Origin of the sequence: Nitrospirillum viridazoti CBAmc (assembly GCF_000730165.1) — a bacterium.
Lineage (GTDB): Bacteria > Pseudomonadota > Alphaproteobacteria > Azospirillales > Azospirillaceae > Nitrospirillum > Nitrospirillum viridazoti.
Window position 1 is genome coordinate 432,617 of sequence record NZ_CP022110.1, and the last position, 25,637, is coordinate 458,253.

Genomic DNA, 25,637 nt, shown 5'->3' on the forward strand with positions numbered 1-25,637 from the left:
CTGGTGAGATAATTAAATGGAATTACGTTTTTCCACAAATATGCACACCTGCATGTGTTGTTGCGGCGCGCCTTCAGTCTGTGACTAATAATTTTGGATACCAGATTCATTTTAATTATTCCTATGACGGTGATCCAAATAATGGTGGAAGTAATGGTTTCATATCAGGAACGACGAACGCCAAGAATTTTATGAAAATAGCAAGTGTAGTCGGATTTAATCAAACAATAGATATTTGTTCGCCAATTGCGCCGACTTGCTCACTCAGCCAAAACCAAAACTGGCCCACTGTTAATTACACAATCCCATCTGACGATAACAATGCTCTTAATGTCACAGATATGCTGGGGCATACTACGCGTTATAGCTATCATTCCGGTCTCTATATAACCGCCATCCGCCGCCCCTCAAGCGGCAGTGACAATGTCACCATCAGCTATAACAGCCTGGGGTATGTTAGTTCAGTAAGCAATGGTGCTGGCACCTGGAACTACAGCTATTCCGATAACGGTAACGTTCGCACCACCACGGTGACGGATCCCCTGAACCATCAGCGCGTGGTGACCAGTAACATCCTCACTGGCCAGATGCTGAGCGACACCGATGCGCTGCTCAACAAGACATCGTACAGCTATGACAGCTATAACCGGCTAACGCAGGTGACGCAGCCGGAAGGCGACTACGTCACCTATGATTACGATAGTCGCGGCAACGTCACGAAGACGACGACGTACGGCAAGCCGGGCAGCGGCCTGGTGGTGTGGTCTGAGGCCACGTATGAGAGTGGCTGTTCCAACCCCAAAACCTGCAACAAACCCAGCGGCAGCCACGACGACAATGGCCATTGGACCTACTACACCTATGATCCGACGCACGGGGGTGTAAAGACAATCACCCGGGATGCTCCCGGTGCCGGCAAGGCCCAGCCCCAGGCGCGGTACAGCTACGGCCCGTACCAGGCGTATTACAAGAACAGCAGCGGCAGCTTGACGGGCGGCGGCACCATCTATCTGCCTACGGGCACGTCCACCTGCGTCAACGGCAACTGGACGGGCTCCGCCTGCGACACCACCGGCAACAATGGCCAGAATGGGGTCGAGTCCAAGACCAGCATCGGTTACGGCGACACCTCGGGCAGCCAGGCGAACAACCTGCTGCCAGTGTCGATGACGCAGAGTTCAGGCGATGATTCGGTGTCGGCGACGACGAGCGTGACCTATGACAGTGTGGGCAACAAGCTGACGGTGACGGGGCCGGCCAACACCGGCACCACGCGGTATCGCTATGACGCCGTCCGCCAGATGGTGGGCGTGGTGGGGCCGGCGGCTGGTGCGTCGGGCAAGTACCGGGCGACCGCCATCAGCTACAATCCAGACGGTCAGGTCACGGACACCAGCCAGGGTACGGTCAACGGCCAGTCGGATGGCGACTGGTCCAATTTCGTCACGCTGCAGAAGACGACGGTCATTTATGACGGCCAGGGTCGCAAGACGTGGGACGTGCTGAAGGACGCTGGCGGGAATGAGCTGGTGACGACGGCATACGGCTATGATGCGGCCAACAACCTGATCTGGACGACACGGCCCATGAAGGGCACCGGCGACGACCGGTGGATCAACTACGGCTATGACGCCGTGGGGCGGTTGACGCAGGTGAAGGATACCAGCAACCAGATCATCTCCGGCACCAGTTACACTGCCAACGGCCTGAAGGCGACGATGGTGGACGGCAATAACCACACCACCAGCTACACCTATGACGGCTTCAACAACCTGACGCTGGTGACCTATCCGGCGGTGAACGGCACGGCCTTCACCGATGCCTACAGTTACGACAATAATTCCCGGATGACGTCGTGGCGGCAGCGGGACAATCAGACGACGATGGGATACACGCGCGACGCCCTGGAACAGGTGACGAACCGGAGCGTCGGGAACTTCAACTACAGCTATGACAATCTGGGTCACGTGACGCAGGCGACGGCGGACGGCAAGGCGTCGGTGACCACCGTCTATGACGCGCTGGGCCGGTTGACCAGCCAGACGACGGACGGGCGCAAGGTCTCCGCGCAATATGATGCCGCCGGCCGCCTCCAGCGGTTGATTTGGCCGGACGGAACCTACGCCGACTACAGCTATGACGCGACGGGGGCGATGACCGGCATCTCGGTCAACGGCAACTGGGTGCAGAGCTACAGCTATGATGACTTGGGCCGGCGGCAATCGACGACGCGGGCCAACGGGGTGACGAGCGTCTATTGTTTCGACAGCGCGTCGCGGCTGACGTTCCTGGATCTCGGCGGAACCGCCGGCCAGTGCAGTGACAGCTCCCCCCGCCTGACGTCGCTGAGCTTCGGTTACAATCTGGCGGGCCAGATCCTTAAAAGGACGAATTCCAACGCGGCCTATGATGGCACAGTGCCGATGAACGGCACGACCAACTACGCCAACAACGAATTGAACCAGACAACCTCCGTTTCGGGTCCGTCCGGCACCTCATCGCTGACTTATGGCCCTCGGGGCAATCTGTACACTTATGGGGCGACCACGACGGCCCATGACGCCGATAGCCAGATGGCCAGCGTGTCGCCAGCCACCAGCCTGGGCTACGACGCCATGGGGCGCCTATCCCAGGTCGGCCAATCGTCGACCACGCGCTTCCTGTACTTCGGCAATCGCCTGGTGGCGGAGTACGACAGCTCGGGCAACGTGCTGCGCCGCTATATCCCGGGCGCCGCCACGGACGAGACCGCCGTATGGTACGAAGGGCCGGCCATGGGCGTGGGCCGCTGGCTGATCCCGGATGAGCGTGGCTCGGTGGTGGCGGTGACGGACGGCGGCGGCACCGTGCTGGCCGTCAACACCTATGATGAATACGGCCGCTCGGGCGCGGGCAACATGGGCCGCTTCCAGTACACCGGCCAGGCCTACCTGGCGGAAGTCGGAGTGTACTACTACAAGGCCCGCATGTATCTTCCTGGCCTTGGCAAGTTCGCGGAGGCTGATCCGACCGGCTATGCCGCCAGCATGAATGTTTATGCCTACGTCGGCGGTGATCCGATCAACAACGTTGATCCTACGGGATTGGACTGTGAATCGGCCGCGTTCGGTATAATGGAATGTGAAGTCACCGCGCAAAGACCGGTTCGCCCATTTTTCCCGACCCTTGATCCCAATGGGATGGGAAATGTCCTCGCGGATATACACAAGACTTCACTTTCCATGGCGCTACCCGGTGCGGGGATACGGGGCGTCGTGATGGCGTGGAGGGGGCTGGGCATTGTTGGAAGCGCGGCGAGGTTCCCCCAAATCGCGTCCATGGCTCAAACGGCCGGCGAGGCTGAGGCGCCTGCCGAAGCCGCCATTGAGGAGATAGTTGTCACCGCGACAAAAAGCGCCGGGCAGTTGGGCAGGGACGGTGAGGCGGCGGTACGGAGTGTGTATGATATTGGGAGCAAACCTCGCTCCATTCTTATGAATGGACGCGCACGTATTCCTGACGGAATGACACAAGAAGCCCTCAGTGAAGTGAAGAACGTATCTAAGTTGAACTTTACGCAGCAGATACGAGATTATCTGAGTTATTCCCAAGAAAATGGAATGACATTTGATTTGTACACGAGAAGCGACACGGCTATATCGGGTTCTTTGCAGAACGCGATTGACGCGGGTCTTATTAATCACCTGATAATACCGGGGTTCTGATGAAAGAAAAGTCAAGGCAGAACCGTCCACCATTGACTGATGGCGAACTGGAGAGAATTACGGCGAATGATTTTCTTCGATTGAAATTAACTGACGATGAAATGTTAAGGCTTCGTGCTATAAATCAAAAAAAAAGAGAGGAAATTTCCGAACGCACAAAAAGACTTCGAATTGAACAAGATCCGATAATCAATGATCTAAAGGATGTTGGATTTGAAGTTGAAAGTGTATGGGACTTCCTGAGCGCAAAGACTGCTTATCAAGCTGCAATACCGGTGCTGTTAAGGCATCTGACGTTGCCTTATTCGGATAGAATCAAGGAGGGTATTGCTAGATCTCTTGCGGTTCCCGATCCCAAAGTAAAAGAAAATTGGCCGATGCTAGTTAAGGAGTATCGTAATGCGGCGATGGGCCAAGGTGTCATTGCGCGAGGTGAGACGAAGGAATATCACCTTGGCACCAAGGATGGGTTGGCCTGTGTATTAGCTGTTGCTGTGACAGATCAAACTCTTCCAGAGCTAATCGCCTTGGCGGAAGATCGCACCCAGGGTGAAAGCCGGATTTTGCTTCTTTCTGCTTTGCGGGATTCTAAAAATCCTATCGCAAAGCAGGCAATCGAAAGGCTCCGGAACGATCCGCAGCTTTCTAAGGAGATTAGCTCCTGGCGAAAGTGAGTTGGGCCATTGGCCGGACGTGGGGCGCCGCCGTTCATCTGCCTGTGAGCTGACTGCCCCAATCCCCGATGAGATAAGGCCGTCTCACGGCCGGTGATACGTCACCACCCACATGACGCCGACGGCCACCGCTACCAGGCAGGCCAGCATCCAGGTGCGGATGGGGATGGCCACCTTTTCGCTGGGGCCTTTACCCTTCTTGGGCTTGGTCGCGCGTTCCGACCCCGCCACCACCGTGGGCTTGGGCCGGCCCGTGCCCTTGTAGGGGTCGTGCAGTTCCACCAGGCGCCAGTCGTAGTTGGACAGCGCCTCCTCACTCTCGAAATCCACCTGGATCAGCCGGACATAGCCCCGGCCGTGGCTGCGCACCGCTTCGCTGAATTCCCGCTTGCCGGCCGACAGATTGTCGACCAGGGCCAGGGTTTCCCATTTCTTGCCCTGGGGCTTCTGCACCGCGAATTTGCGCTGGCTTTCCAAGGCTTGCTCTCCATTGGCCGAGCCATGGTCCGGCTCCGCGTTCCCAGCCATTATCAATGCCGCGCGCCTGGGGGCAAGGGCCTGCGCGGGGCCCGTCGATGGCGACAGGTGCGACGCCCTGGCCCGTGCGCTATAGCTTGACGCCCGGCATGGTTGCCGTTGGCCTATCCAGGCCAATCTTCACCCAGGATGGTCAGGTCGATGACGCGGCAGGCGTGGACAGCAACGACGGATGACGGCACGGCTGACGCGCGGCCGGAGGGGGGACGCTGGGCCGCCGCCCGCATCAACCTGCGCACGCTCAACACCATCCGCTGGATCGCCATTGCCGGCCAGACCGTCACCCTGTTGACGGTGGAGGATCTGGTCGGCATCGACATCCCCCTGCTGCCCGCCCTGGCGGTGACGGCGGTGTCGCTGCTGATCAACCTCTACGCCATCGCCCGGCGCCGGCGCAGCCCCTTCCTGACCGAACGGGGTGCCGTGCTGTTCCTGGGCTATGACACGGTGCAGCTGACCGTGCTGCTGATGCTGACCGGCGGGTTGGAAAATCCCTTCGCCGTGCTGGTGCTGGCGCCCTTGATGGTGGGGGCCAGCATGCTGGGACGCCGGCTGGTCACGGGGCTGACCACGCTGACCACGGCCTGCCTCACCCTGGTCTGGGCCCTGGCCATGCCCCTGTCCTGGCCGGCCAGCAACGGCGTCACCCTGTCGCCCATCTATCTGGGGGGCATCTGGGCGGCCCTGACACTGTCCGCCATCTTCATCGCCACCTACGTCTACAAGGTGGCGCAGTCCGGCCGCGACCTGTCGCAGGCCCTGATCGCCAGCCAGGTGTCGCTGGCCCGGGCGCAGAAGGCCTCCGCCCTGGGCGCGCTGGCGGCGGCGGCGGCGCATGAGCTGGGCAGCCCGCTGGGCACCATCGCCGTGGTGGCCAAGGAACTGGCCCGCGACATGCCGCCCGACAGCCCCTGGGTGGAGGATATCCAGCTTCTGCAGAGCCAGTCGGACCGCTGCCGCGTCATCCTGGCCGACCTGGCCCGCCGCCCGGACGCGGAGGGGGAGATGGAGCCCTACGCCCCCCTGGGCCCCGTGCAGGTGATCGAGGCGGTGGCCGCCCCCCACCGCCGGGCGGACGTGACCCTGGACATCACCGTGACCGGGGCGGAGGAGGGCGCGCCCTCCCCCCTGCCGCTGTCGCCCGAGCTGCAGCACGGCCTGGGCAACATCCTTCAGAACGCCATGCAGTTCGCCACCACCCGGGTGGACGTGACCCTGCATTGCGATCCCTCCGCCCTGGTTCTGACCGTGGCCGACGACGGCCCCGGCTTCCCCGTCAGCCTGCTGGAGCGCCTGGGCGAACCCTATGTTTCCGACCGGGATGAGCGGCTGGAGCAGGTGCCGGTACGCGCCGGCGGCGGTGGCACCATGGGGCTGGGCCTGTTCATCGCCCAGATCCTGCTGGAACGCACCGGCGCCGTCGTCTCCTACGCCAACGGTCGGCCGGGCAGCACGCCCGTGGGCGCCGGCGCCCATGTCACCGTGAACTGGAGCGGGCCGCTGCCGGCGGCCCAGTGACGGGGCTGGCCAAGACGAGGCCGCCAGCCGCCGGAACGGCGCAAAAGAATGGGAAACCTTCGTATGGTGGACAATCGCGTATTGCCGCCCTTGGATGGACATAATCCCATGTCCATCTCTCCGGCCATCACGGGGCGTCCTTTTGCCGCGTGTCGGAATCGCACGGAAGTGTTCAAACACGGCGTAGTAAGGTCGTTGGTAAGTTTGCAACCGTCCTGCGGCATGGCCGGAAAATAAGGGGTTTTCGAGAATGAACGTTGAGACCGGTGACGTGATCGATCCCATGCGCCTCGGCTTCACCGGGGACGCGTCGCGCAGCCTGCTGGTGGTGGACGATGACGCCCCCTTCCGCATCCGCCTGGCCCGCGCGCTGGAAAAGCGCGGCTTCGACGTGGTGGCGGTGGACAGCGTGGCCCTGGGCGTGGACGTGGCGCAGGAAGCGGCCCCCCGCTACGCCGTGGTGGACTTGCGGCTGGGGGACGGCAGCGGCCTGGATGTGGTGAAGGCCCTGCGCGACGCCCGGCCTGAGGCGCGCATCGTCATGCTGACCGGCTACGGCAACATCGCCACCGCCGTGGCGGCCGTGAAGGCCGGCGCCGTCGACTACCTGCCCAAGCCTGCGGACGCCGACGCGGTCGAGGCCGCCCTGCTGACCGACGGCCCCCTGCCGCCGCCGCCGGAACATCCCATGTCGGCCGACCGCGTCCGCTGGGAACACATCCAGCGGGTGTTCGAGCAGTGCGACCGCAACGTCTCGGAAACCGCGCGCCGCTTGAAGATGCACCGCCGCACCCTGCAGCGCATCCTGAACAAGCACGCGCCCAGGACCTGAGCGCGCGGCATACAGGCCCCGGCTGAAAGGGCTCAGGCGCTGCGCCTGAGCCCTTTCAGGCCCTGGCGCAGGCGCGTCCAGGGGCGTTCATTGGGCGTCAGGTCGATGCCGACTTCGGTCACCCGGGTCTCGTCCATGGACGCCACGATCAGCGCGACCTCGCCCACCTTCAGGCGCACGCCGACGGAGGCTCGGCGTCCCAGGCGGCGGGCCAGATGCTCGCCGATGGCGATGTCGCCATCGACGTGTGGGGCCTCGAACCCATAAAGCCCGGCCACGGTGGCCAGGGGCGTGTCGCCCTTGACCTGGAAATCGCCCAGCCCGGCGGCGCGGCGGCCGTGGTCGCGACGACCGAACAGGCGTTCCATGGCCGTCAGGGCCGCCGGCTCGCCCAGCACCAGCACGGCGTCGCCGGGGTAGAGCACGCGCACCTCTTCCGGCGCCACGGGGTGGCCCTCGCGGATCATGGCCAGCACCCGCACGGATTCCGGCACCACCAGCCGGCCCAGGCCGCGCACCGCCGCCTCGCTCTCCGGCGCCACGGTCAGCATGGCCAGTTGCTGCGGCCCATCCACCGGCAGGTCGATGTCGGCGCGGCCGGGCGGTTCGGGATCGGCCGGGATCTCCACGTCCAGCAGGCGCGCCGCCGGGCCGATGGTCCAGCCCTGGGCCAGCAGGGACAGCAGGACCACGGCGAAGGCGATGCCGAAATAGGTTTCGGCCCCCGGCAATCCGGACAGCACCGGCAGCAGGCCCAGGAAGATGGGCACCGCGCCGCGCAGGCCGACCCAGGAGATGAACAGCCGCTCGTTCCAGGCGAAGCCGAAGAAGGACAGGCACAGGGTGACGGCCAGGGGCCGCGCCACCAGGATCAGCGCCACCGCCACCACCAGGGCCGGCAGCGCCACGCGCACCAGCGTATCGGGCGAGACCAGCACGCCCAGCATGAGGAACAGGGAGATCTGGCTCAGCCAGGCCAGCCCATCGTGGAAACGCTCAATGATCTGCCGCGCCTTGACCCGGCGGTTGCCCATGATGAAGCCGGCGAGATAGACGGCCAGGAAGCCGGAGGCGCCGATGGTCTGGGTGGCGCCGAAGATGAACAGGGTGCCGGCCAGCGCCAGGATGGGGTAGAGGCCGGCCGACAACTCCAGCCGGTTGATGATGGCCGACAGGGCGAAGCCGCCGGCGACACCGATGATGCCGCCGCCGCCCATCTCCAGCGCGAACTGGCCCAGTTGCGCCCAGCCGAAGCCGGCCCCCTGCACGGCGTGAATGGACAGGAGGGTCAGGAACACGGCCATGGGGTCGTTCAGGCCCGACTCCACCTCCAGCAGGGCCGAGACGCGGGGGCGCAGGCGCAGGCCCCGCTGGTGCAGCAGCAGGAACACGGCGGCCGCGTCGGTGGAGGCGACGATGCTGCCGATGAGGAAGCCCTGGGCCCAGCCCACGCCCAGCAGCCAGCGCGCCACCACGCAGGTGACGCCGGCCGTGACCAGCACGCCGGCGGTGGACAGCACCAGGGCCGGCCAGCGCGCCAACTTGAACACCGCCTTGGGCGTGCGCAGCCCGCCGTCGAATAGGATGACGGCAATGGCGATGGACCCGACCAGCGAGGCCAGGCGGTAGTCGTTGAACTGGAAATTGGCCAGCTTGTCGACGGCGATGCCCAGCGCCAGGAACACCAGCAGCAGGGGCGCGCCGATGCGGGAGGAGGCGCGGCCGGCCAGGATGGCCAGCATCAGCAGCGACCCGAGCGCGAAGATGATGGTGTCGACGTGATGCACTGGCCGACTTGCTCCCCCCGGGCGGCCGCTTACGGCGCCCTGTTGACCCGAACCGCCTGAGGCTTACCCTAGCCCCAAGCCCTTGGACTAGCTGTCCGTTGGGCCAGCGTCCCCTTCAGGGGTCCCATCCGCCGGCCACCTGGTTCTTCTCGCCGCCCATTGTGTCCGCCATGCGGCGCCGGCTGGTAAATTTGGGGGCGGCGGATCCGTGGCGGGCTAGAAGGCGGCGTCCACCGCCAGGTGGTGCACGTCAAAGCCCCAGCCCGCCGCCATGTCGGCCGCGACGCGGGAGCGGTGGCAGATGTGCGGGTCATCCTCCAGGCACAGCAGACAGGCGGGGCCCTGGTTCAGCGCCGTGGCAGCGGCCACGCCCAGTTCATACTGCGCCTCCGGCCGGGCCAGCGCCTGATCGACGATGGACCAGAACAGCGGCTGGTCGCCGGCGCGGCCGGCCAACCGCCCCTCCTTGGGCGTGCCCAGCGCCTTCAGGTGCAGGTACTCGATGCCGGCTTGGCGCAGGGCCGCCGACAGCGGGCCCTTGGAAAAGCCGGCGCGGCGCGACAACGGCAGCTCGCGCACGTCGATCAGCGTGCGCACGCCGGCCCGCACCAGGCGCTCCACCAGCGCCGGCTGGCCCGCCTTCTCATACCCTATGGTGAACAGCTCGGGCATGGGCGATGCTCCTTGCAATAAGTGGAAAAAGGTTTCCAGAAGTATGGGCGTCCTTCAACCGGAGCAAGGGTTGATGAGGGCTGACCTGTTAGCCAGGGGAATCGCTTGAAGGGGGTTATGCGGACTGTGTGATGACGGCGTGAAGGTATTGGGTATCCCATGCGGCGGATTTTCTTCGGACTTTGAGGCTGTGCTTATCCTTTGCGCCGCGCAGGAGGTTCAAGGCCATGTGTCGGATGGTTGCCATGTTGTGGGGGCCGTTGCCGGATCTGAGACGGCTCAAGTCTTCATGGAAGACGACATCGAGGACCCAGTGGAGCCGGTTTTCGATATGCCAGTGGGCTCGGACGGCATGAGCGAAGAGGCGCGTGTCGAGTTTTTGAGATGACAGGTAGTATCGGCGTTCCCGGCTGGTTTTGCCGTCACGCTCGATCTCGGCTTCGACCATGGCGATGGCCTTGAGGCCGGGGAAGCGGGGCTCGCCGGGGAAGCGGCGGTCTGTGGTAAGCCAGTCAACTTCGTGGCTGACGACATGGCGGCGCACCTCGATGCGGCCGTGCTCGCCATCGGTCGTGTCGAACGTGTCGGCGGCAGGCAGATCGTCGAAGTGGCGGATGACCTCGCTGTGCAGGTTGGGCCAGTTCTCTTTGATGGCCAGCAGGTAATCGGCGCCTTTATCGAGAATCTTCTGGGCGATCTTGGTCTGGCAGCCCATCGCATCGATGGTGACGAGCGCCCCGGTCAACGCCAAGCGGTCGAGCAGCAACGGAATGGCCGTAATCTCATTCGACTTGGCCTCGCAAGCTTGCTGGCCCAGCACCAAGCGCTGCCGGCTGGCCCAGGCTGAAACGAGATGCAGCGGATTGCGATCCTTCGCCCGGTCATGCGTCCGCCGCGAGGTCTTACCGTCGATCGCGACGATGTCGGGCTCGGCCTCGCGTAGCCCCTCGACCCAGTCGCCGAAGCATCGCGCAAAAAGATCGCCGTCGAGCGCGTTGAGGATGTCGTTCAGCGTATCGTGGCTCGGAATCCCGCCCGCATAGGGCAAAAACCGCCGCAGGAAATCCCGGTTCATCGTGCCCCAGCGCCGAATCTCGACGAAATCCTCAGCCCCCGCGATCGTTGCGCAGAGCACCACAAGCAGAATCTCCGGCAGTGGATAAATGACCTTCCAGGATTGCCGCGGATCGCTGAGCGCCGCAAAATGGTCGAGAAGCGAACCGGCCATCGAGAACTCCAGATCAATGGAGCCTCCTACGAATCACAGATCGCCACCGCTCCGAAAGCCCCGTCTTGTCAAGACCCGCTTCAAGCGATTGCCGTGACCTGTTAGCGCCACCATTGCCTGAAAGAGAGATTTGACCGTAAATGACAAAGTGGAAATGCAGCGGAATAGGGCCATGGAAACGATACCAATGTGGGAGGCGAAAAGCGCTTTTGGCCCAGTGATTGATTGCCCGTGTCTTTGGCGCCTCTGCCGCCAAGGCCGAAGCCATGGCCGTCGCCCTCTCAGCTGAGGTGTTCAGCGTGTCACTAGAAGGGGGGCCGGGCAGTGGCGCTTAACCTGACCCCGGAGCGGGGCTTATTGTTTCGCATCACCCATGTCTCCAATTTGCCCTGGTTGCTGGCAAACGGGCTGCATTGTGCCAATGGCGCTGCCAACGATCCGAATTTCGTTGCTATCGGCAACCCCGACTTGATTGGCAAGCGCACCCATCGCCAGGTACCTATCCCTCCCGGCGGAACGTTGGCCGATTACGTTCCCTTTTACTTTACACCGAAATCGCCGATGCTTTTCAATATCAAGACGGGATACAATGGCATTATCTGCCGCTCCAATCAGGAAATTGCAATCCTAGTCTCATCCTGCCAGATTATGAATAGCAATGGTGTATCTATGTTGTTCACAGATCGTCACGCCTATACGGCGACGGCGACATGGAGCAATAATCATGCCGATCTGCAACACATGATTGACTGGGATATACTCAATCGGCATGACTTTTCTCGCAATGACAGCTATCCCGATAAGATGGAACGTTATCAAGCAGAAGCTCTTGCCCATAAGCACGTTCCGCCGGATGCGCTGCTGGGCATCGGCTGCGTGTCGGAGACGGTAAAGCCCGCTATCGAGGCGAGCGTTCAAGCGGCAAGTCGAGCACTCCAGGTGATCGTTCGTCCAGGGTGGTATTTCTGATGATTCGCTACACTCAAGGCAATCTGCTCGCAGCCGACACGCAAGCGCTGGTGAACACCGTCAACACGGTGGGCGTTAGCGGTAAGGGCATCGCACTGATGTTCAAGGAAAGCTACCCTGAAAACTTCCGGGCCTATGAAGCAGTCAGTAAGGCAGGTCAACTCGCCCCTGGCGGTCTGTTTATCACCGAGCGGGAAGACATGCTCGGTCCGCGCTTCATTGTTAATTTTGCGACCAAGAAACATTGGCGTCATCCCTCCAAGCTGGAATGGATTGAGCATGGACTGACCATACTTAGGGAGGAGATCAAGGCGCGCGGCATCCGTTCCATCGCCATTCCGCCACTAGGTGCTGGCAACGGCGGGCTCGAATGGAACAATGTGAAGCCATTGATTGTGAAGGCACTGGCTGATCTCGATTGTGAGGTCGTCGTCTATGAGCCGACCCAGACCTATCAAAATGTCGTGAAGCGCAACGGCGTCGAGAAGCTGACTCCAGCGCGGGCGCTAATGGCCGAGATGATCCGGCGCTACGAAGTGCTGGGGTTTGATTGTTCGATCCTCGAAGCTCAGAAGCTTGCTTGGTTTCTAAGCGGTGCAATACAGCGTCTGAGCTTGCCCAACCTAATCGCAGACGATTTCGTAGCCAATCGCTACGGCCCCTATTCGGACAAGGTCCGACACTTGTTGGATGGCTTGGACGGCAGCTACCTGACGTGCGAGCGCCGGGTAGCGGATGCCCGGCCATTCGACCCAATTCGATTCCAGCACAATCGGCAAGACAGAATAACCGTGTATCTGACGTCGCCCGAGGCCAACCTTTACCGACCAGCGCTGGACGCCGCTAGCAAGATCATCGACGGATTCCAGTCACCCCATGGTCTGGAGCTTCTCGCGACGGTTGATTGGCTCAACCGTGAATCGCACATAGCATTGAAAAGTGACGCTATGATGTCAGCTATTGCCTCTTGGCCTGGCCCAGAAGGGGCAGCCCAGCGCAAAGCCAGAGTTTTCACACAGCATCATGTGAATGCAGCAGTCGATCACTTGCAGAGCATTCAATCCGAAGCAACGTAGTTACGGACCTCTATTTCGGGCTGGCTTTCAAGGAGTCCCCGCGTTTTTGGGAGACGCCCCCCGCGCCGATGCGGGCATCATGCCGCGCTCGGCCCTTGCCATATGCCCTACCTCCGTGTACAAACCGCGCTTCATTTTGGCGGCGAGGCCGGGCCGAAAGGTCCAGGGCATGCCCACCCGCTCAAGTGAATCCACCGCCGTCCTTCGGGGCGGTTATTCTTTCGTGAGGAACCAAAATGCCCAAGCTGAAGAATCACAGCGGGACGAAGAAGCGGTTCAAGCTGACCGCCTCCGGTCTCGTTCGCGCCCAGGCCGCCGGCAAGCGCCACGGCATGCGCAAGCGTCCGCAGAAGATGAAGCGGAACGCCCGCGGCATGATGACCCTGTCCAAGCAGGACGGTATCATCATCACCAAGAATTTCATCCGGGTACCGTAAGGAGGGCTGAACCATGGCTCGCGTTAAGCGGGGCGTGACCACCCACGCCCGTCACAAGAAGATCCTGAAGCTGGCCAAGGGCTACCGGGGTCGTTCCAACAACTGCTTCCGTATCGCGATCGAGAAGGTCGAGAAGGCGCTGCGTTACGCCTATCGCGACCGTCGCGCCAAGAAGCGTAACTTCCGCGCCCTGTGGATCCAGCGCATCAACGCCGGTGCCCGCATCCACGGCCTGACCTACAGCCAGTTCATGCACGGCCTGAAGCGCGCCGCCATCGACGTTGACCGCAAGGTCCTCGCCGACATCGCCGCGCGCGAGCCGGAGGCGTTTAAGGTCCTGGTCGATCAAGCCCAGGCCGCTCTCAAGGCCGCTTGATCCTACCCGGATCAACGGTACTGATAAGAAGGGGAGCAGGCCCGGCGGGCCCGCTCCCCTTTTTGTTTTGTGCCCCCCCAAGCGCCGGGCGCCGGCATCCGCCGGCTTGGCTTCCTCGCTCCGCCCTGCGGTACTCGCTGCGGGGCCGGCGGTCGCCGGCCACAACGGCACGGGCCAAAGCCCCGCGCCGTTGGTAGTATCCGCCCCCAAGATTGCCCCACTGCCCACCGACCCACTGCCCACCGAGAAGACGGATCGTCGCGATGAACATCCTCGACAGCCTCAAGGCCGACCTGCTGGCCGCCGCTGCCGCCGCCCCCGACCTGGCCGCCCTGGAAGAGGTGCGCGTGGACGCCCTGGGCAAGAAGGGCCGCATCACCGGCCTGATGAAGGACATGGGATCGCTGACGCCGGATGAGCGGCGGGAACGCGGCCAGGCCCTGAACGCCGTGAAGGAAGAGATCAGCCAGGCGCTGGACGCCCGCCGCCAGGTGCTGAAGGCCGAAGCCCTGGCGCAAAAGCTGGAGGCGGAGCGCATCGACGTCAGCCTGCCGGCCCGCCCCGAGGTCGAAGGCCGCGTCCACCCGATCAGCCAGACGGTGGAGGAGATGATCGCCATCTTCGCCGACATGGGCTTCAGCGTGGCGGAGGGGCCGGACATCGAGACCGACTTCAACAACTTCACCGCCTTGAACATCCCGCCGGAGCATCCGGCCCGCCAGATGCACGACACCTTCTACCTGCCCAACGGGCCGGACGGGGGCACCCGCGTGCTGCGCACCCACACCAGCCCGGTGCAGATCCGCACCATGCTGGCGGGGGAACCGCCCATCCGCATCATCGCGCCCGGCCGCACCTACCGGTCCGACTACGACCAGACCCACACCCCCATGTTCCACCAGATCGAAGGCCTGGTGATCGGCGAGAACATCCACATGGGCCACCTGAAGGGCACGCTGCTGGAGTTCTGCCGCGCCTTCTTCCAGGTGGACGACCTGCCCCTGCGCTTCCGCCCCAGCTTCTTCCCCTTCACCGAACCGTCGGCGGAGGTGGACATCGGCTGCTCACGCAAGGGCGGCGAGCTGAAGCTGGGCAACTACGGCGATTGGCTGGAGATCCTGGGCTGCGGCATGGTCCACCCCAAGGTGCTGGAGAACTGCGGTATCGACAGCACCCGCTGGCAGGGCTTCGCCTTCGGCATGGGCATCGAGCGCGTGGCCATGCTGAAGTACGGCATCCCCGACCTGCGCACCTTCTTCGAGGCCGACCTGCGCTGGCTGAAGCACTACGGCTTCGTGCCGCTGGACGTGCCCAGCCTGGCCCAAGGTCTCACCCGATAACCCACCCTTAAAGAGCGGCAGCCGGCCTTGAGGCCTGGCGCCCCACCCGAAGAACGGCAGGTAGCGATGAAGTTCACTCTTTCCTGGCTGAAGCAGCACCTTGAAACCGACGCTCCGCTGGACGTCATCACCGACAAGCTGACCGCCCTGGGCCTGGAGGTCGAGGGTGTGGAGGATACCGGCAAGGCTCTGGCGCCCTTCGTCATCGCCAAGGTTCTGTCGGCGGAAAAGCATCCCAACGCCGACAAGCTGCGCGTCGCCATGGTCGACACCGGCAAGGGCGAGCCCGTCCAGGTGGTGTGTGGCGCCCCTAACTGCCGCGCCGGCATCACCGTGGTGTTCGCCAGCCCGGGCGCCGTCGTCCCGGCCACGGGCGACACGCTGAAGGTCGGCGCCATCCGCGGTGTGGAAAGCCGGGGCATGCTGTGCTCCGAGCGCGAGCTGAACCTGTCGGATGAGCACAACGGCATCATTGAGCTGCCGGAGGAGGCGCCGGTGGGCACCAGCTTCGCCGCCTGGCGCAAGCTGGACGATGCCGTCATCGAGATCTCGCTGACGCCCGACCGCGTGGATTGCGCCGGTGTCTACGGCATCGCCCGCGATCTCGCCGCCGCCGGCCTCGGCACGCTGAAGCCCCTGGACACCGCGCCTGCGCCCGGTGTCTTCCCCGCGCCCGTGAAGGTGGCGCTGGAAACGGCGGCCTGCCCGCAATTCGCCGCCCGCGTGGTGCGCGGCGTGCGCAACGGCCCCAGCCCGCAGTGGCTGCAGGACAAGCTGACCGCCGTGGGCCTGCGCCCCATCTCGGCCCTGGTGGACATCACCAACCTGATGACCCTGGACCAAGTGCGGCCCCTGCATGTCTTCGACGCCGCCAAGGTCCAGGGCGACCTGACCGTGCGTGAGAGCACGGCGGGTGAAACCCTGCTGGCCCTCAACGGCAAGGAATACGTCCTGCCCGCCGGCCTGACCGTCATCGCCGACGCCAGCGGCGCCGTCCTGTCCCTGGGTGGCATCATGGGGGGGGAGAGCACCGGCGTGTCGGAGACGACCACCAACGTCATCATCGAGGCGGCGCTGTTCGAGCCCGCCAAGGTGGCGGAAGCCGGCCGCGCCCTGCAGATCGACAGCGACGCCCGCTATCGCTTCGAGCGCGGCGTGGACCCGGCCAGCGTCGTCAGCGGCATTGAGCAGGCAACGCGTCTGGTGCTGGAACTCTGCGGCGGTGAGGCCGGCGAGGTCTTCGTGGCCGGTGCCGAGCCCGCCTGGCGCCGTCCCCTGACCTTGCGGCCGGCCCGCGTGGCTCATCTGGGCGGCGTGGACGTTCCGGAGACCGACCAGGTGCGCATCCTGACGGCCCTGGGCTTCGAGACCAGCCAAAAGGACGGCCTGATCCACGCCGTGCCGCCGTCCTGGCGCGCCGACGTGCATGGCGAGGCCGACCTGGTGGAGGAGGTGCTGCGCATCCACGGCTTCGACGCCATCCCCACCACCAGCCTGCCGCGCGACGAGGGCCTGCCCAAGGTCGCCGTCACGCCCAAGCAGCGCCGCACCGCCACCGTGCGCCGCCTGCTGGCCAGCCGGGGCATGCTGGAGGCCATCACCTGGTCCTTCCTGGCGCCGGAGACGGCCAAGCTGTTCGGCGGTGCGCCGGATGAGCTGGCCCTGCTGAACCCCATCAGCGCCGACCTGGCCATCATGCGCCCGTCGGTTCTGGCCAACCTGGCGGCCGCCGCCGGCCGCAACGCCGCGCGCGGCTATGCCGACCTGGCGCTGTTCGAGGTGGGCCCCGCCTTCCGCGACGGCAGCGAGAAGGGCCAGGACCTGATCGCCGCCGGCGTGCGCGCCGGCCTGGCCGTGGCCCGCCACTGGGCCAAGGGCACCCGCCCTGTGGACGCCTATGACGCCAAGGCCGACGCCATCGCGGCGCTGGAGGCCGCCGGCGCCCCCACCGCCAACCTGGTCGTCTCCACCGACGCGCCCGGCTGGTACCACCCGGGCCGCTCCGGCTGCCTGCGGCTGGGCCCCACCGTGCTGGCCCGCTTCGGTGAACTGCACCCGGCGGTGCTGGAGGCCCTGGACCTGACCGGCCCGCTGGTGGCGTTCGAGGTATTCCTGGACCTGATCCCGCAACCGAAGAAGAAGGGCGGGACGGAGAAGCCGAAGCTGGAGCTGTCGGCCTTCCAGCCCATCAGCCGCGACTTCGCCTTCGTGGTGGAGGCCGGCGTGGAGGCGGATCGCCTGATCCGCGCCGCCAAGGGGGCCGACAAGGCCCTGATCACCGGCGTGCAGCTGTTTGACGTCTATCAGGGGCCCGGAGTCGAAACCGGCTTCAAGTCCATCGCGCTGTCGGTCACTTTGCAACCGGTGGACAAAACCTTGACGGATGCGGAAATCGAGGCCGTGGCCGCCAAAGTCGTCGCCGCCGTCACCAAAGCGACGGGTGCCGTGTTGCGCGGCTGACACAGAGCCCGCGCGCTTGCAGTAGGCGCCCCTTGGCTTTCAAGGGGCGCCTTTCCTTTTAACCAACTTATTGTGAATTTTAGACTACTTTAACCACTTGCACCGCCCGTGCCCCCGTCCCTTACTATCTTTCGAAAGATAAAAAGCGGAAACTGACGCCTGCGCTTATGGGTGTCACCCGTTGGGGGAGGACAGACGGCATGAAGTTTTTCCGGGATCTGCCCATCATCCAGAAGCTGCTGCTGCCCCTGATCCTGATGGGTCTGGTGACGCTCGGCACCTCCCTCTACACCCTGTCGCAGATGAACACGGGTGCTGTGCAATACCAGCACCTGCTGCGCGGCGAGGCGGAGGCCCTGAAGGCCATCGACCGGGCCAATGGCGCCGCCGCCAACATCGGCCGCATCAGCTACATGATGCTGGCGGAGACCGACAAGTTCATCATCGACAGCATGAAGGATGAGATCGGGCAGCAGGCCAGCGACCTTGCCAAATACCTGGATAGTGTCGCCCGCCTGAACCCAGGCTCCAAGGACGACCTGGCCATGGCCCGGGACGAGTTCAAGGCCATGATGAAGTTCGCGGAAGAGGCGCGCGAACAGATGCTGGCGGGCAACACCAAGGCCGGCGCGTCCACCTTGACCGATGAGTTCGACATCCGCCTGTCCAAGCTGCTGGACCGGCTGACCGTCATCACCAAGGCGGTGGACGAGAATTTGAGCAAGGGCGAGGCCGCCGCCAAGGCCCGCAACGAACGCACCTACTGGGTGACGCTGGCGGGCGGCCTGTCGGGCGCCGTGCTGATCATGGCGCTGGCGCTGTGGATCGCCTGGGCCAGTGTGTCCCGCCCGCTGAAGCGCATCGTCGACACCATGACCGCGCTGGCCGACGGCGACCAGAACGTGGAGGTGCGGGCGACCGACCGGCGGGATGAGATCGGCGCCACCGTGCGGGCGCTGCGCATCTTCCAGCGCACCATGGTGGAGGCCGACACCCTGCGTCATGAGCAGGAGACGATGAAGGCCCAGGCCCAGGCCGAACGCCTCGCCGCCTTGGCCCAGCTGGCCGATGAGTTCGAGGCCAGCATGAACCAGGTGGTGGAAGGGGTGGCCGGCGCTGCTGACCGCATGCAGGGCAACGCCAAGGGCCTGTCGGCCATTGCCGAGCAGACCAACCACCAGACGCTGGCGGTCGCCGGCGCGGCGGAGGCCGCGGCCGGCAACGTCAACACCGTGGCAGCGGCGGCCGAACAGCTGTCCGCCAGCATCCAGGAGATCGGCCGGCGGGTGGAGGAGTCCTCGCAGATCGCCCAGAACGCCGTGGTGGAGGCGGAGCGCAGCAACCACACTGTGAGCGGCCTGGTGGAGGCGGCGCGCAAGATCGGCGACGTGGTGCGCCTGATCAGCGATATCGCCAGCCAGACCAACCTGCTGGCCCTGAACGCCACTATCGAGGCGGCGCGGGCGGGTGAGGCTGGCAAGGGCTTTGCTGTCGTGGCCAGCGAAGTGAAGACCCTGGCGACGCAGACGGCCAAGGCGACGGAGGAGATCAGCGCCCAGATCGGCGAGATCCAGGCCGTGGCCGGCAGCGCCGCCGGCGCCATCCACGGTGTCAGCGGCACCATCGGCCGCATCAGCGACATCGTCACCACCATCGCCGCGGCGGTGGAGCAGCAGGGTGCCGCCACCAACGAGATCGCCAGCAGCGTGGCCCAGGCCGCCGCCGGCACATCCGACGTGTCGAGCACCATTGGCCAGGTGACCCGCGCCGCCAGTGAGACCGGCACCATGGCCGTGGACGTGCTGCACGCTGCCCAGGACCTGGTCAGCCAGTCCGATCACCTGCGCCACCAGGTGGCGGGCTTCCTGACCAAGGTGCGCGCGGGCTGAGCCCCGTTCACCCCGGCGTCTGGTCCCCTGGCGCCTGGCTCAGGATGGCGGCGGACAGGATGCGCCCATCCGGTGCCTGCAGCAGAACCGCGACACGTTCCCCCGCCGGCAGAGGCTGGCGGACTTCCACCGCGTCTCCCCGCCATTGCCCGGCCGGGGTGAGCGACCGGACGATATTGGATTCCAGCAGGGTGCGGCCGCTGTTCTCGCCCCGCCCGATGGGGGTGCGGTGTTGCGGGTCATACCCCACCACCAGGATGTCACCCTGCTGTCCCTTGCCCGCGCCTACGGAAATGACCAGGCCATCTTCCCCGCGCGCGACCTGCAGGCCGACCGGCGCCGCTTGCCGCCGCATGGCGTCGGCGATTTCGGCCAGGCCCCGCGCGCGGTCGGAACCGACGAAGGCGCGTTCGCCGTTCACCACCATCTCCGGCGTGTAGACCTGGCCGCCGCCCAGGCTGCGCGCATACCACCGCTGCCGCGCCGTGGCAGCTTCGAATGAATAGGGATCCCGCCAGCCCAGGCCATTCCAGTAGGTCACGTGGAAAGCCAGGGGCAGCACGTCCCGGCGGTCCTGCGCCAGGTCGGTGAGGAAGGCATCAGCGGGCGGGCAGGATGAGCAACCCTGCGACGTGAACAATTCCACCACCACCGGCCCCGCCGCCAGCGCGGGCGTCGAGATCGGGAGGCCCAGGCTGAATGCCAGGAAAAGCAAGCCGGTACGACGCATTCTTTCGCCCCTTCCCTTGTCCACGCCGCGAGCATGGCATCCCCCAATGTGGGAAGTGCCTGGTGGCCCCGCCAGGGCGGCGCGGCGAACGGCCGCCGCTTCCGGCCTGGACCATGCGTTCCAGTGGGGGCACAGTCGGCACCAATGGTAAATGGGGGAGGGACCGATGGCGGTGACACTGGCCTTTGACGTCTACGGCACGCTGATCGACACCCATGGGCTGGTGGCCATGCTGAGGGGCATGGTGGGCGACCGCGCGGCGGACTTCTCCCGCACCTGGCGGGAGCGGCAGCTGGAATACGCCTTCCGCCGCGCCCTGATGCAGAACTACGTGCCCTTCAGCGCCTGTACCGCCCAGGCCCTCGACCACACCTGCGCCCTGTACAAAACGCCGCTGAGCCCGGACCAGCGGACGGCCCTGCTGGACGCCTACCGCACCTTGCCGGCCTTCGCCGACGTGGCGGACGGGCTGGCCCGCTTGCGTGCGGCCGACTTCCGCCTCTACGCCTTTTCCAATGGCGCCGCCGACGCGGTGCGCACCCTGCTGGACGCCGCTGGCATCAGCGGCCTGTTCCAGGGTGTGGTCAGCACGGACGACCTGTGCTCGTTCAAACCCAGCCCCGCCGTCTACAGCCATTTCCTGCGGGCGGCGGGGGCCACGCATGCCGAGACCTGGCTGGTCTCCAGTAACCCTTTCGATGTCATCGGCGCCCTTTCCGCCGGCTGGCGCGCCGCCTGGGTGCGGCGGTCGCCTGAGGCGCTGTTCGACCCCTGGGGCATCCCGCCGACGGTGACCGTTCCGGACTTGCGCGACCTGGCGGCGGCCATCGCGGCTTAAGTTGCCCAGTCGCACATGAACGCCCCGCCAACCCCGCGGTTGCGCCGGAACGCGGGGCATCCTATGGTCGCGGGAATTTTCCCAGACCGGCCCGTCATGACCGACCTTTCGCACATCCGCAATTTCTCCATCATCGCCCATATCGACCACGGCAAATCGACCCTGGCCGATCGCCTGATCCAGTATTGCGGCGGCCTGGACGCCCGCGAAATGCGCGAGCAGGTGCTCGACAGCATGGATATCGAGCGCGAGCGCGGCATCACCATCAAGGCGCAGACCGTGCGCCTGACCTACAAGGCCGATGACGGGAAGACCTATCAGCTGAACCTGATGGACACGCCCGGCCACGTGGACTTCGCCTATGAGGTCTCGCGCTCGCTGGCCGCGTGCGAGGGCTCGCTGTTGGTGGTCGACGCCTCGCAGGGGGTTGAGGCGCAGACGCTGGCCAACGTCTACCAGGCCATCGACCACAACCATGAGATCGTCCCGGTCCTGAACAAGATCGACCTGCCGGCGGCCGAACCCGACCGCATCAAGCAGCAGATCGAGGATGTGATCGGCCTGGACGCCAGCAATGCCGTCATGATCTCGGCCAAGACCGGCCTGAACATCAAGGACGTGCTGGAGGCCATCGTCACCCGCCTGCCGCCGCCCAAGGGTGACCTGGAGGCGCCGCTGAAGGCCCTGGTGGTCGACAGCTGGTACGACCCCTACCTGGGCGTGGTCATTCTGGTGCGGGTGGTCGATGGCGAGCTGAAGGTCGGCCAGAAGATCCGCATGATGGCCACCGGGGCCACGAAGGAAGCCGACCGCGTCGGCCACTTCACGCCCAAGGCCGTGCAGTCCGGCCGCCTGGGCCCGGGCGAGATGGGCTTCATCACCGCCGGCATCAAGGACATCCGCGAGACCAAGGTCGGCGACACCATCACCGAGGAGCGCCGCCCGGCCGCCGAGCCGCTGGAAGGCTTCAAGCCCAGCGTGCCGGTGGTGTTCTGCGGCCTGTTCCCGACCGACGCGGCGGAGTTCGAGCATTTGCGCGAGAGCCTGGGCAAGCTGGCCCTGAACGATGCCAGCTTCCAGTTCGAGGCGGAGACGTCGGCCGCCTTGGGCTTCGGCTTCCGCTGCGGCTTCTTAGGGTTGCTGCACCTGGAGATCATCCAGGAACGCCTGGAGCGCGAGTTCAACCTGGACCTGATCACGACGGCGCCCAGCGTCATCTACAAGGTTCACATGACCGACAAGTCGGTCATCGACATGCACAACCCGGCCGACATGCCGGACCCCATCCGCATCGACCACATCGATGAGCCGTGGATCCGCGCCACCATCATGCTGCCCGACGAGTACCTGGGCGGCATCCTGGCGCTGTGCACCGAGCGGCGCGGCCAGCAGATCGACCTGACCTATGTCGGCGGTCGCGCCATGCTGGTCTACAAGCTGCCGCTGAACGAGGTGGTGTTCGACTTCTACGACCGACTGAAGTCCATCAGCCGCGGCTATGCCAGCTTCGACTACCAGATGGACGGGTACGAGACCGGCGACCTGGTCAAGATGTCCATCCTGGTGAACGCGGAGCCGGTGGACGCCCTGTCCACCATTGTCCACCGCAGCCAAGCCGAGCATCGCGGCCGCCTGCTGTGCGAGCGCCTAAAGGAGCTGATCCCGCGCCAGCTGTTCAAGATCGCCGTGCAGGCCGCCATCGGCAGCCGTGTCATCGCCCGCGAGACCATCAGCGCCATGCGCAAGGACGTACTGGCCAAGTGCTACGGCGGCGACATCAGCCGCAAGCGCAAGCTGCTGGACAAGCAGAAGGAAGGCAAGAAGCGCATGCGGCAGTTCGGCGAGGTCGAAATCCCGCAGAGCGCCTTCATCGCCGCCCTCAAGATGGGTGACGGCTGACCCAGCCGATATCAAGGTTTGAGGAACCACACCGGCCGACCCTTCAGGGGCGGCCGGTTTGCATTTCAGGGGCTGTCGTCCCATGGAACATGCTGTTCCACGTCCATGGCATCGTGAAGAACACGCACAATTCCAACCACACCAGGTTCCAGACGGTAGAGCAGCAGATGGCGGGGATTGTGAACGGCCTCGCCAGCCACATGCGCTCTTTCCCGGCTGTGCCGTAGATGATAGGTCCAGCCGCGTAGCTCCGGCCGCGCAACACTACCGAACCGATGCGGTGCCGCGGCGATGTCGCGAATGGCTTGGACTATGAGCGCTTCATATCGCAGCCGCGCCAAATTCCCGAAGGTCTGATTCGAATGTGCCAAGATGGCCCGGATATCCGCACGGGCCAGTGGCGCAATCCGTTAGCGCAGCATGCCGTCAGTGCCCGCCAGCGGCTTCTCTGCCAAGCACAGCTATGTATTCTTCCAAGTCACCGTCCATAACCTCATCGAACCGCCCTTCATCCAGCTCGCGGTGGCCGGCTTCCGCCGCCTCCCGCAACGCCTTCAGCTTGGCCTCATGTTGTGCTTCCTCTCGTTCGATGAGTCTCAGGCCGGCACGAAGGACCTCGCTGGCGTTCTGGTAACGGCCAGATCGCACCAAGTCCTCGATGACTTGTTCATGGTGATCGGTCAGCACCACGTTGCGCGTTGGCATCGGCATCCTCCAGCGAAGAATTCACGATCCAAAGCCTAACGCCGATTGGCATACTATGCCAATCTCGGATTCACCCCAGCGGGAACCGCAGGGTGAACCGCGTGCCCGGCGTGGTCGCCTCGTAAAGGAAACTGCCGCGCAGCTGGCGGGTGAAGGCGTCGATCAGCAGCAGGCCCAGGCTCTTGCGGCCGGTTCCGGTGGCGGTGTCGGGCATGCCCACGCCATCGTCGGCGACGGTCAGCACACCCTCATCCCCCTCCCGCCGCAGGGTCACGGCCAGGGTGCCGGCGCGGCCTTCGGGGTAGGCGTGCTTGAAGGCGTTGGACAGCACCTCGTTCAGCACCAGGGTCACGGGCACGGACGCCGTCAGGTCGCTCTCCAGCGGCGTGAGGTCCAGCACCACGGACACGCGGCGCGGCCCGCCCGCCGCGTGTCCCTCGCCTTGGTGGATGTTGTCGACCTCGCACGTCAGGGCGGTGATCACCCGGTCCAGCTGCACCACGTCGACGTCTGACGCGTGGTGCAGCTGCTCGTGCAGGATGCCCATGGCGTGGATGCGGCGCAGGGCGTCGTTCAGGGCGGGGCGCAGCGCCGGGTTCATGCCGGCCTGAAGCTGCAGCAGGCTGGAGACGACCTGCAGATTGTTCTTCACCCGGTGGTGGGTGTCGCGCAGCAGCATCTCGCGTTCCGCCAGCGCGCGGTCCAGGTGGCGGGTGCGGTCGGCCACCCGCGCCTCCAGCAGGGTATTGGCATGGCGCAGGATCCGGTCGGCGCGCGCCAGGTCGCGTGACCGGCGGATGGCGATCCAGGCCACCAGCATCAGCGCCAGCGAGGCCGGAACGGCCACGGCGGCGTAGATCAGGGCCCTGTCTTCCCATTCCTTGGCGATGCTGTCCGTGGTGATGCCATAAAGGACATACAGCGGCAGGTTGGGAACCTTGCGCCGGGCGTACAGCCGCCGCACCCCATCGATGGGAGAGGACAGAATGAAGGTGCCGGTGGCGTCTACCGGCGTCTTGAGCAGCTCGGGATAGAAGCCCTGCTGCAGGTCGCCGTCGGCGGGGGCGGGCTCGCGCAGCAGCACGGCACCATCCTCGCGCACCAGCATCATGGTCTTGGGATCGGCCGAGAACAGCGACCGGTAGAAGGCGATGAAATAGTCCGGCTTCAGCGACAGCTGGGCAACGCCGTTGAAACGGCCGTCCCGCGTTTCCATGCGCTGGCTGATGGGCAGGAAGGCTGCGCCGGAGATGCGGCCGCGCAACTGCTGCCCGATGAAGATGCCGGCGCCCGGCTTCAGTTGGGCGCGGAAATACTCCCGGTCGCTGACATCCAGCGCCGGCGTGGGCCACTGCACCGTGTTCACGCGGATGATGCCGGTGGGGTCCACCACCCACACGCTCTCCAGCTCAGGAGAGGCCTGCCAGATTTCCCGCAAGCGGTCGTAGAAACGGCTGTCGCCGGCGATGTCCTTCCAGCCGGCGTCGTCCACCAGGCGCTCGACATAGCGCAAGCTGGTGGCGTGAATGCTGAAGATCTTGCCCGCATGCTCTTCCAGCACGTGGGTCACGTCCACCACCTGCTCACGGGAGTCGTCCCAGACGCGGCGGTGATGGTCCCAGGCGGCCCAGGCGAAGACCAGCAGGGTCAGCACCAGGCTCATGACCAGCAGGGCCGCCACGGGGCGACCGGCGGACGGGATCAGGGGAACGGCGGTTGCGTCGGAATTGACGGCGCCATCCGGGGCCGGGACGCCGCCAGCCAGAAGATCAGGGAGAGAGGCGCCGGCCGAAGCAGTATGGTCTGGCGCGGAGGCGTTCATACGGGCTGCCCTGGTCCTACTAGGCCCAGGTTACCGCATGCTTCGCGGCCCTGGGCTTACCCCATCGGTCATCGCCATCCCTGAACACCCGCCCTTCAAGAATAGGGGCGGGGTGGAAGGGGGGATGCTCCCTGATACGGACCA

The 25,637-nt window shown here is 64.8% G+C and carries 21 protein-coding genes; 13 read left to right on the forward strand and 8 right to left on the reverse strand.

All coding sequences use genetic code 11. From position 1 onward, the window contains the following. The first annotated feature begins 341 nt into the window (after positions 1 to 341). Positions 342 to 3,704, forward strand: coding sequence for an RHS repeat-associated core domain-containing protein (locus Y958_RS02180; protein WP_186291225.1), 3,363 nt, complete (start codon positions 342 to 344; stop codon positions 3,702 to 3,704). Continuing rightward, on the forward strand, positions 3,704 to 4,378 hold the full coding sequence (locus tag Y958_RS31190) for a hypothetical protein (protein WP_145727989.1): 675 nt from the start codon (positions 3,704 to 3,706) through the stop codon (positions 4,376 to 4,378). Before Y958_RS02180 ends, Y958_RS31190 begins: the two co-directional genes overlap by 1 nt. Positions 4,379 to 4,462: 84 nt before the next feature. On the opposite strand, the gene Y958_RS02185 is transcribed toward Y958_RS31190, so the two are convergent. Beyond that, positions 4,463 to 4,906: a hypothetical protein gene (locus tag Y958_RS02185; RefSeq protein ID WP_145727988.1), complete on the reverse strand. Its 444-nt coding sequence runs from the start codon at positions 4,904 to 4,906 to the stop codon at positions 4,463 to 4,465. 150 nt (positions 4,907 to 5,056) lie between these two features. On the opposite strand from Y958_RS02185, the gene Y958_RS02190 reads away from it, so the two are divergent. Further along, complete coding sequence (locus tag Y958_RS02190; RefSeq protein ID WP_088870734.1) at positions 5,057 to 6,433, forward strand: ActS/PrrB/RegB family redox-sensitive histidine kinase; 1,377 nt, start codon at positions 5,057 to 5,059, stop codon at positions 6,431 to 6,433. Between the two features lie 250 nt (positions 6,434 to 6,683). After that, positions 6,684 to 7,265, forward strand: a complete 582-nt coding sequence (locus tag Y958_RS02195) for an ActR/PrrA/RegA family redox response regulator transcription factor (protein ID WP_338039143.1) — start codon at positions 6,684 to 6,686, stop codon at positions 7,263 to 7,265. Between the two features lie 32 nt (positions 7,266 to 7,297). On the opposite strand, the gene Y958_RS02200 is transcribed toward Y958_RS02195, so the two are convergent. From Y958_RS02200 to Y958_RS02210, 3 genes are all read right to left on the reverse strand, one after another. Then, positions 7,298 to 9,052: a potassium/proton antiporter gene (locus Y958_RS02200; RefSeq protein ID WP_088870735.1), complete on the reverse strand. Its 1,755-nt coding sequence runs from the start codon at positions 9,050 to 9,052 to the stop codon at positions 7,298 to 7,300. A gap of 216 nt (positions 9,053 to 9,268) precedes the next feature. Continuing rightward, the gene (locus tag Y958_RS02205; protein ID WP_088870736.1) at positions 9,269 to 9,724 is read right to left on the reverse strand and encodes a DUF488 domain-containing protein; all 456 of its coding nucleotides are present in this window, start codon (positions 9,722 to 9,724) and stop codon (positions 9,269 to 9,271) included. A 115-nt stretch (positions 9,725 to 9,839) separates the two neighbouring features. Beyond that, the gene (locus Y958_RS02210) at positions 9,840 to 10,952 is read right to left on the reverse strand and encodes an ISAs1 family transposase (RefSeq protein ID WP_088870575.1); all 1,113 of its coding nucleotides are present in this window, start codon (positions 10,950 to 10,952) and stop codon (positions 9,840 to 9,842) included. A 324-nt stretch (positions 10,953 to 11,276) separates the two neighbouring features. Between Y958_RS02210 and darT the strand changes: the two genes are divergently transcribed. The 7 genes from darT (at position 11,277) to Y958_RS02245 (ending at position 19,499) form a co-directional block, all read left to right on the forward strand. Beyond that, entirely contained in the window at positions 11,277 to 11,921 is a 645-nt protein-coding gene (gene darT / locus Y958_RS02215; RefSeq protein WP_088870737.1) for a type II toxin-antitoxin system toxin DNA ADP-ribosyl transferase DarT, read from the forward strand. Further along, positions 11,921 to 12,997, forward strand: a complete 1,077-nt coding sequence (gene darG, locus Y958_RS02220) for a type II toxin-antitoxin system antitoxin DNA ADP-ribosyl glycohydrolase DarG (protein ID WP_088870738.1) — start codon at positions 11,921 to 11,923, stop codon at positions 12,995 to 12,997. The genes darT and darG overlap by 1 nt, the downstream gene beginning before the upstream one ends. Before the next feature lie 236 nt (positions 12,998 to 13,233). Beyond that, the gene (gene rpmI / locus Y958_RS02225) at positions 13,234 to 13,434 is read left to right on the forward strand and encodes a 50S ribosomal protein L35 (protein ID WP_004271784.1); all 201 of its coding nucleotides are present in this window, start codon (positions 13,234 to 13,236) and stop codon (positions 13,432 to 13,434) included. Between the two features lie 13 nt (positions 13,435 to 13,447). Next, positions 13,448 to 13,810, forward strand: coding sequence for a 50S ribosomal protein L20 (gene rplT, locus Y958_RS02230; RefSeq protein WP_040843389.1), 363 nt, complete (start codon positions 13,448 to 13,450; stop codon positions 13,808 to 13,810). A gap of 263 nt (positions 13,811 to 14,073) precedes the next feature. After that, positions 14,074 to 15,150 (forward strand): phenylalanine--tRNA ligase subunit alpha, encoded by a 1,077-nt coding sequence (gene pheS / locus Y958_RS02235; protein ID WP_040843390.1) that lies wholly within the window; start codon positions 14,074 to 14,076, stop codon positions 15,148 to 15,150. Between the two features lie 66 nt (positions 15,151 to 15,216). Beyond that, positions 15,217 to 17,610 (forward strand): phenylalanine--tRNA ligase subunit beta, encoded by a 2,394-nt coding sequence (pheT, locus tag Y958_RS02240; RefSeq protein ID WP_088870739.1) that lies wholly within the window; start codon positions 15,217 to 15,219, stop codon positions 17,608 to 17,610. Positions 17,611 to 17,810: 200 nt separating this feature from the next. After that, a complete protein-coding gene (locus Y958_RS02245) occupies positions 17,811 to 19,499 on the forward strand; it encodes a methyl-accepting chemotaxis protein (RefSeq protein ID WP_088870740.1) in 1,689 nt (562 codons plus the stop codon). Positions 19,500 to 19,506: 7 nt separating this feature from the next. Here the strand turns inward: Y958_RS02245 and Y958_RS02250 are convergent, their stop codons facing one another. After that, positions 19,507 to 20,229 (reverse strand): DUF1223 domain-containing protein, encoded by a 723-nt coding sequence (locus tag Y958_RS02250; RefSeq protein ID WP_088870741.1) that lies wholly within the window; start codon positions 20,227 to 20,229, stop codon positions 19,507 to 19,509. 166 nt (positions 20,230 to 20,395) lie between these two features. Between Y958_RS02250 and Y958_RS02255 the strand changes: the two genes are divergently transcribed. Then, the gene (locus Y958_RS02255) at positions 20,396 to 21,067 is read left to right on the forward strand and encodes a haloacid dehalogenase type II (protein ID WP_088870742.1); all 672 of its coding nucleotides are present in this window, start codon (positions 20,396 to 20,398) and stop codon (positions 21,065 to 21,067) included. 96 nt (positions 21,068 to 21,163) lie between these two features. Then, complete coding sequence (gene lepA / locus Y958_RS02260; RefSeq protein ID WP_088870743.1) at positions 21,164 to 22,966, forward strand: translation elongation factor 4; 1,803 nt, start codon at positions 21,164 to 21,166, stop codon at positions 22,964 to 22,966. A 65-nt stretch (positions 22,967 to 23,031) separates the two neighbouring features. On the opposite strand, the gene Y958_RS32965 is transcribed toward lepA, so the two are convergent. The 3 genes from Y958_RS32965 to Y958_RS02275 all read right to left on the reverse strand — a co-directional run bounded on the left by Y958_RS32965 (position 23,032) and on the right by Y958_RS02275 (position 25,493). After that, positions 23,032 to 23,337, reverse strand: a complete 306-nt coding sequence (locus Y958_RS32965; RefSeq protein ID WP_211098511.1) for a type II toxin-antitoxin system RelE/ParE family toxin — start codon at positions 23,335 to 23,337, stop codon at positions 23,032 to 23,034. 55 nt (positions 23,338 to 23,392) lie between these two features. Further along, positions 23,393 to 23,671 carry a type II toxin-antitoxin system ParD family antitoxin gene (locus tag Y958_RS02270; protein WP_088870744.1) on the reverse strand — a complete coding sequence of 93 codons (279 nt, stop codon included), beginning with the start codon at positions 23,669 to 23,671 and terminating at the stop codon, positions 23,393 to 23,395. 70 nt (positions 23,672 to 23,741) lie between these two features. After that, positions 23,742 to 25,493: a sensor histidine kinase gene (locus tag Y958_RS02275; RefSeq protein ID WP_088870745.1), complete on the reverse strand. Its 1,752-nt coding sequence runs from the start codon at positions 25,491 to 25,493 to the stop codon at positions 23,742 to 23,744. Positions 25,494 to 25,637 lie beyond the last annotated feature (144 nt).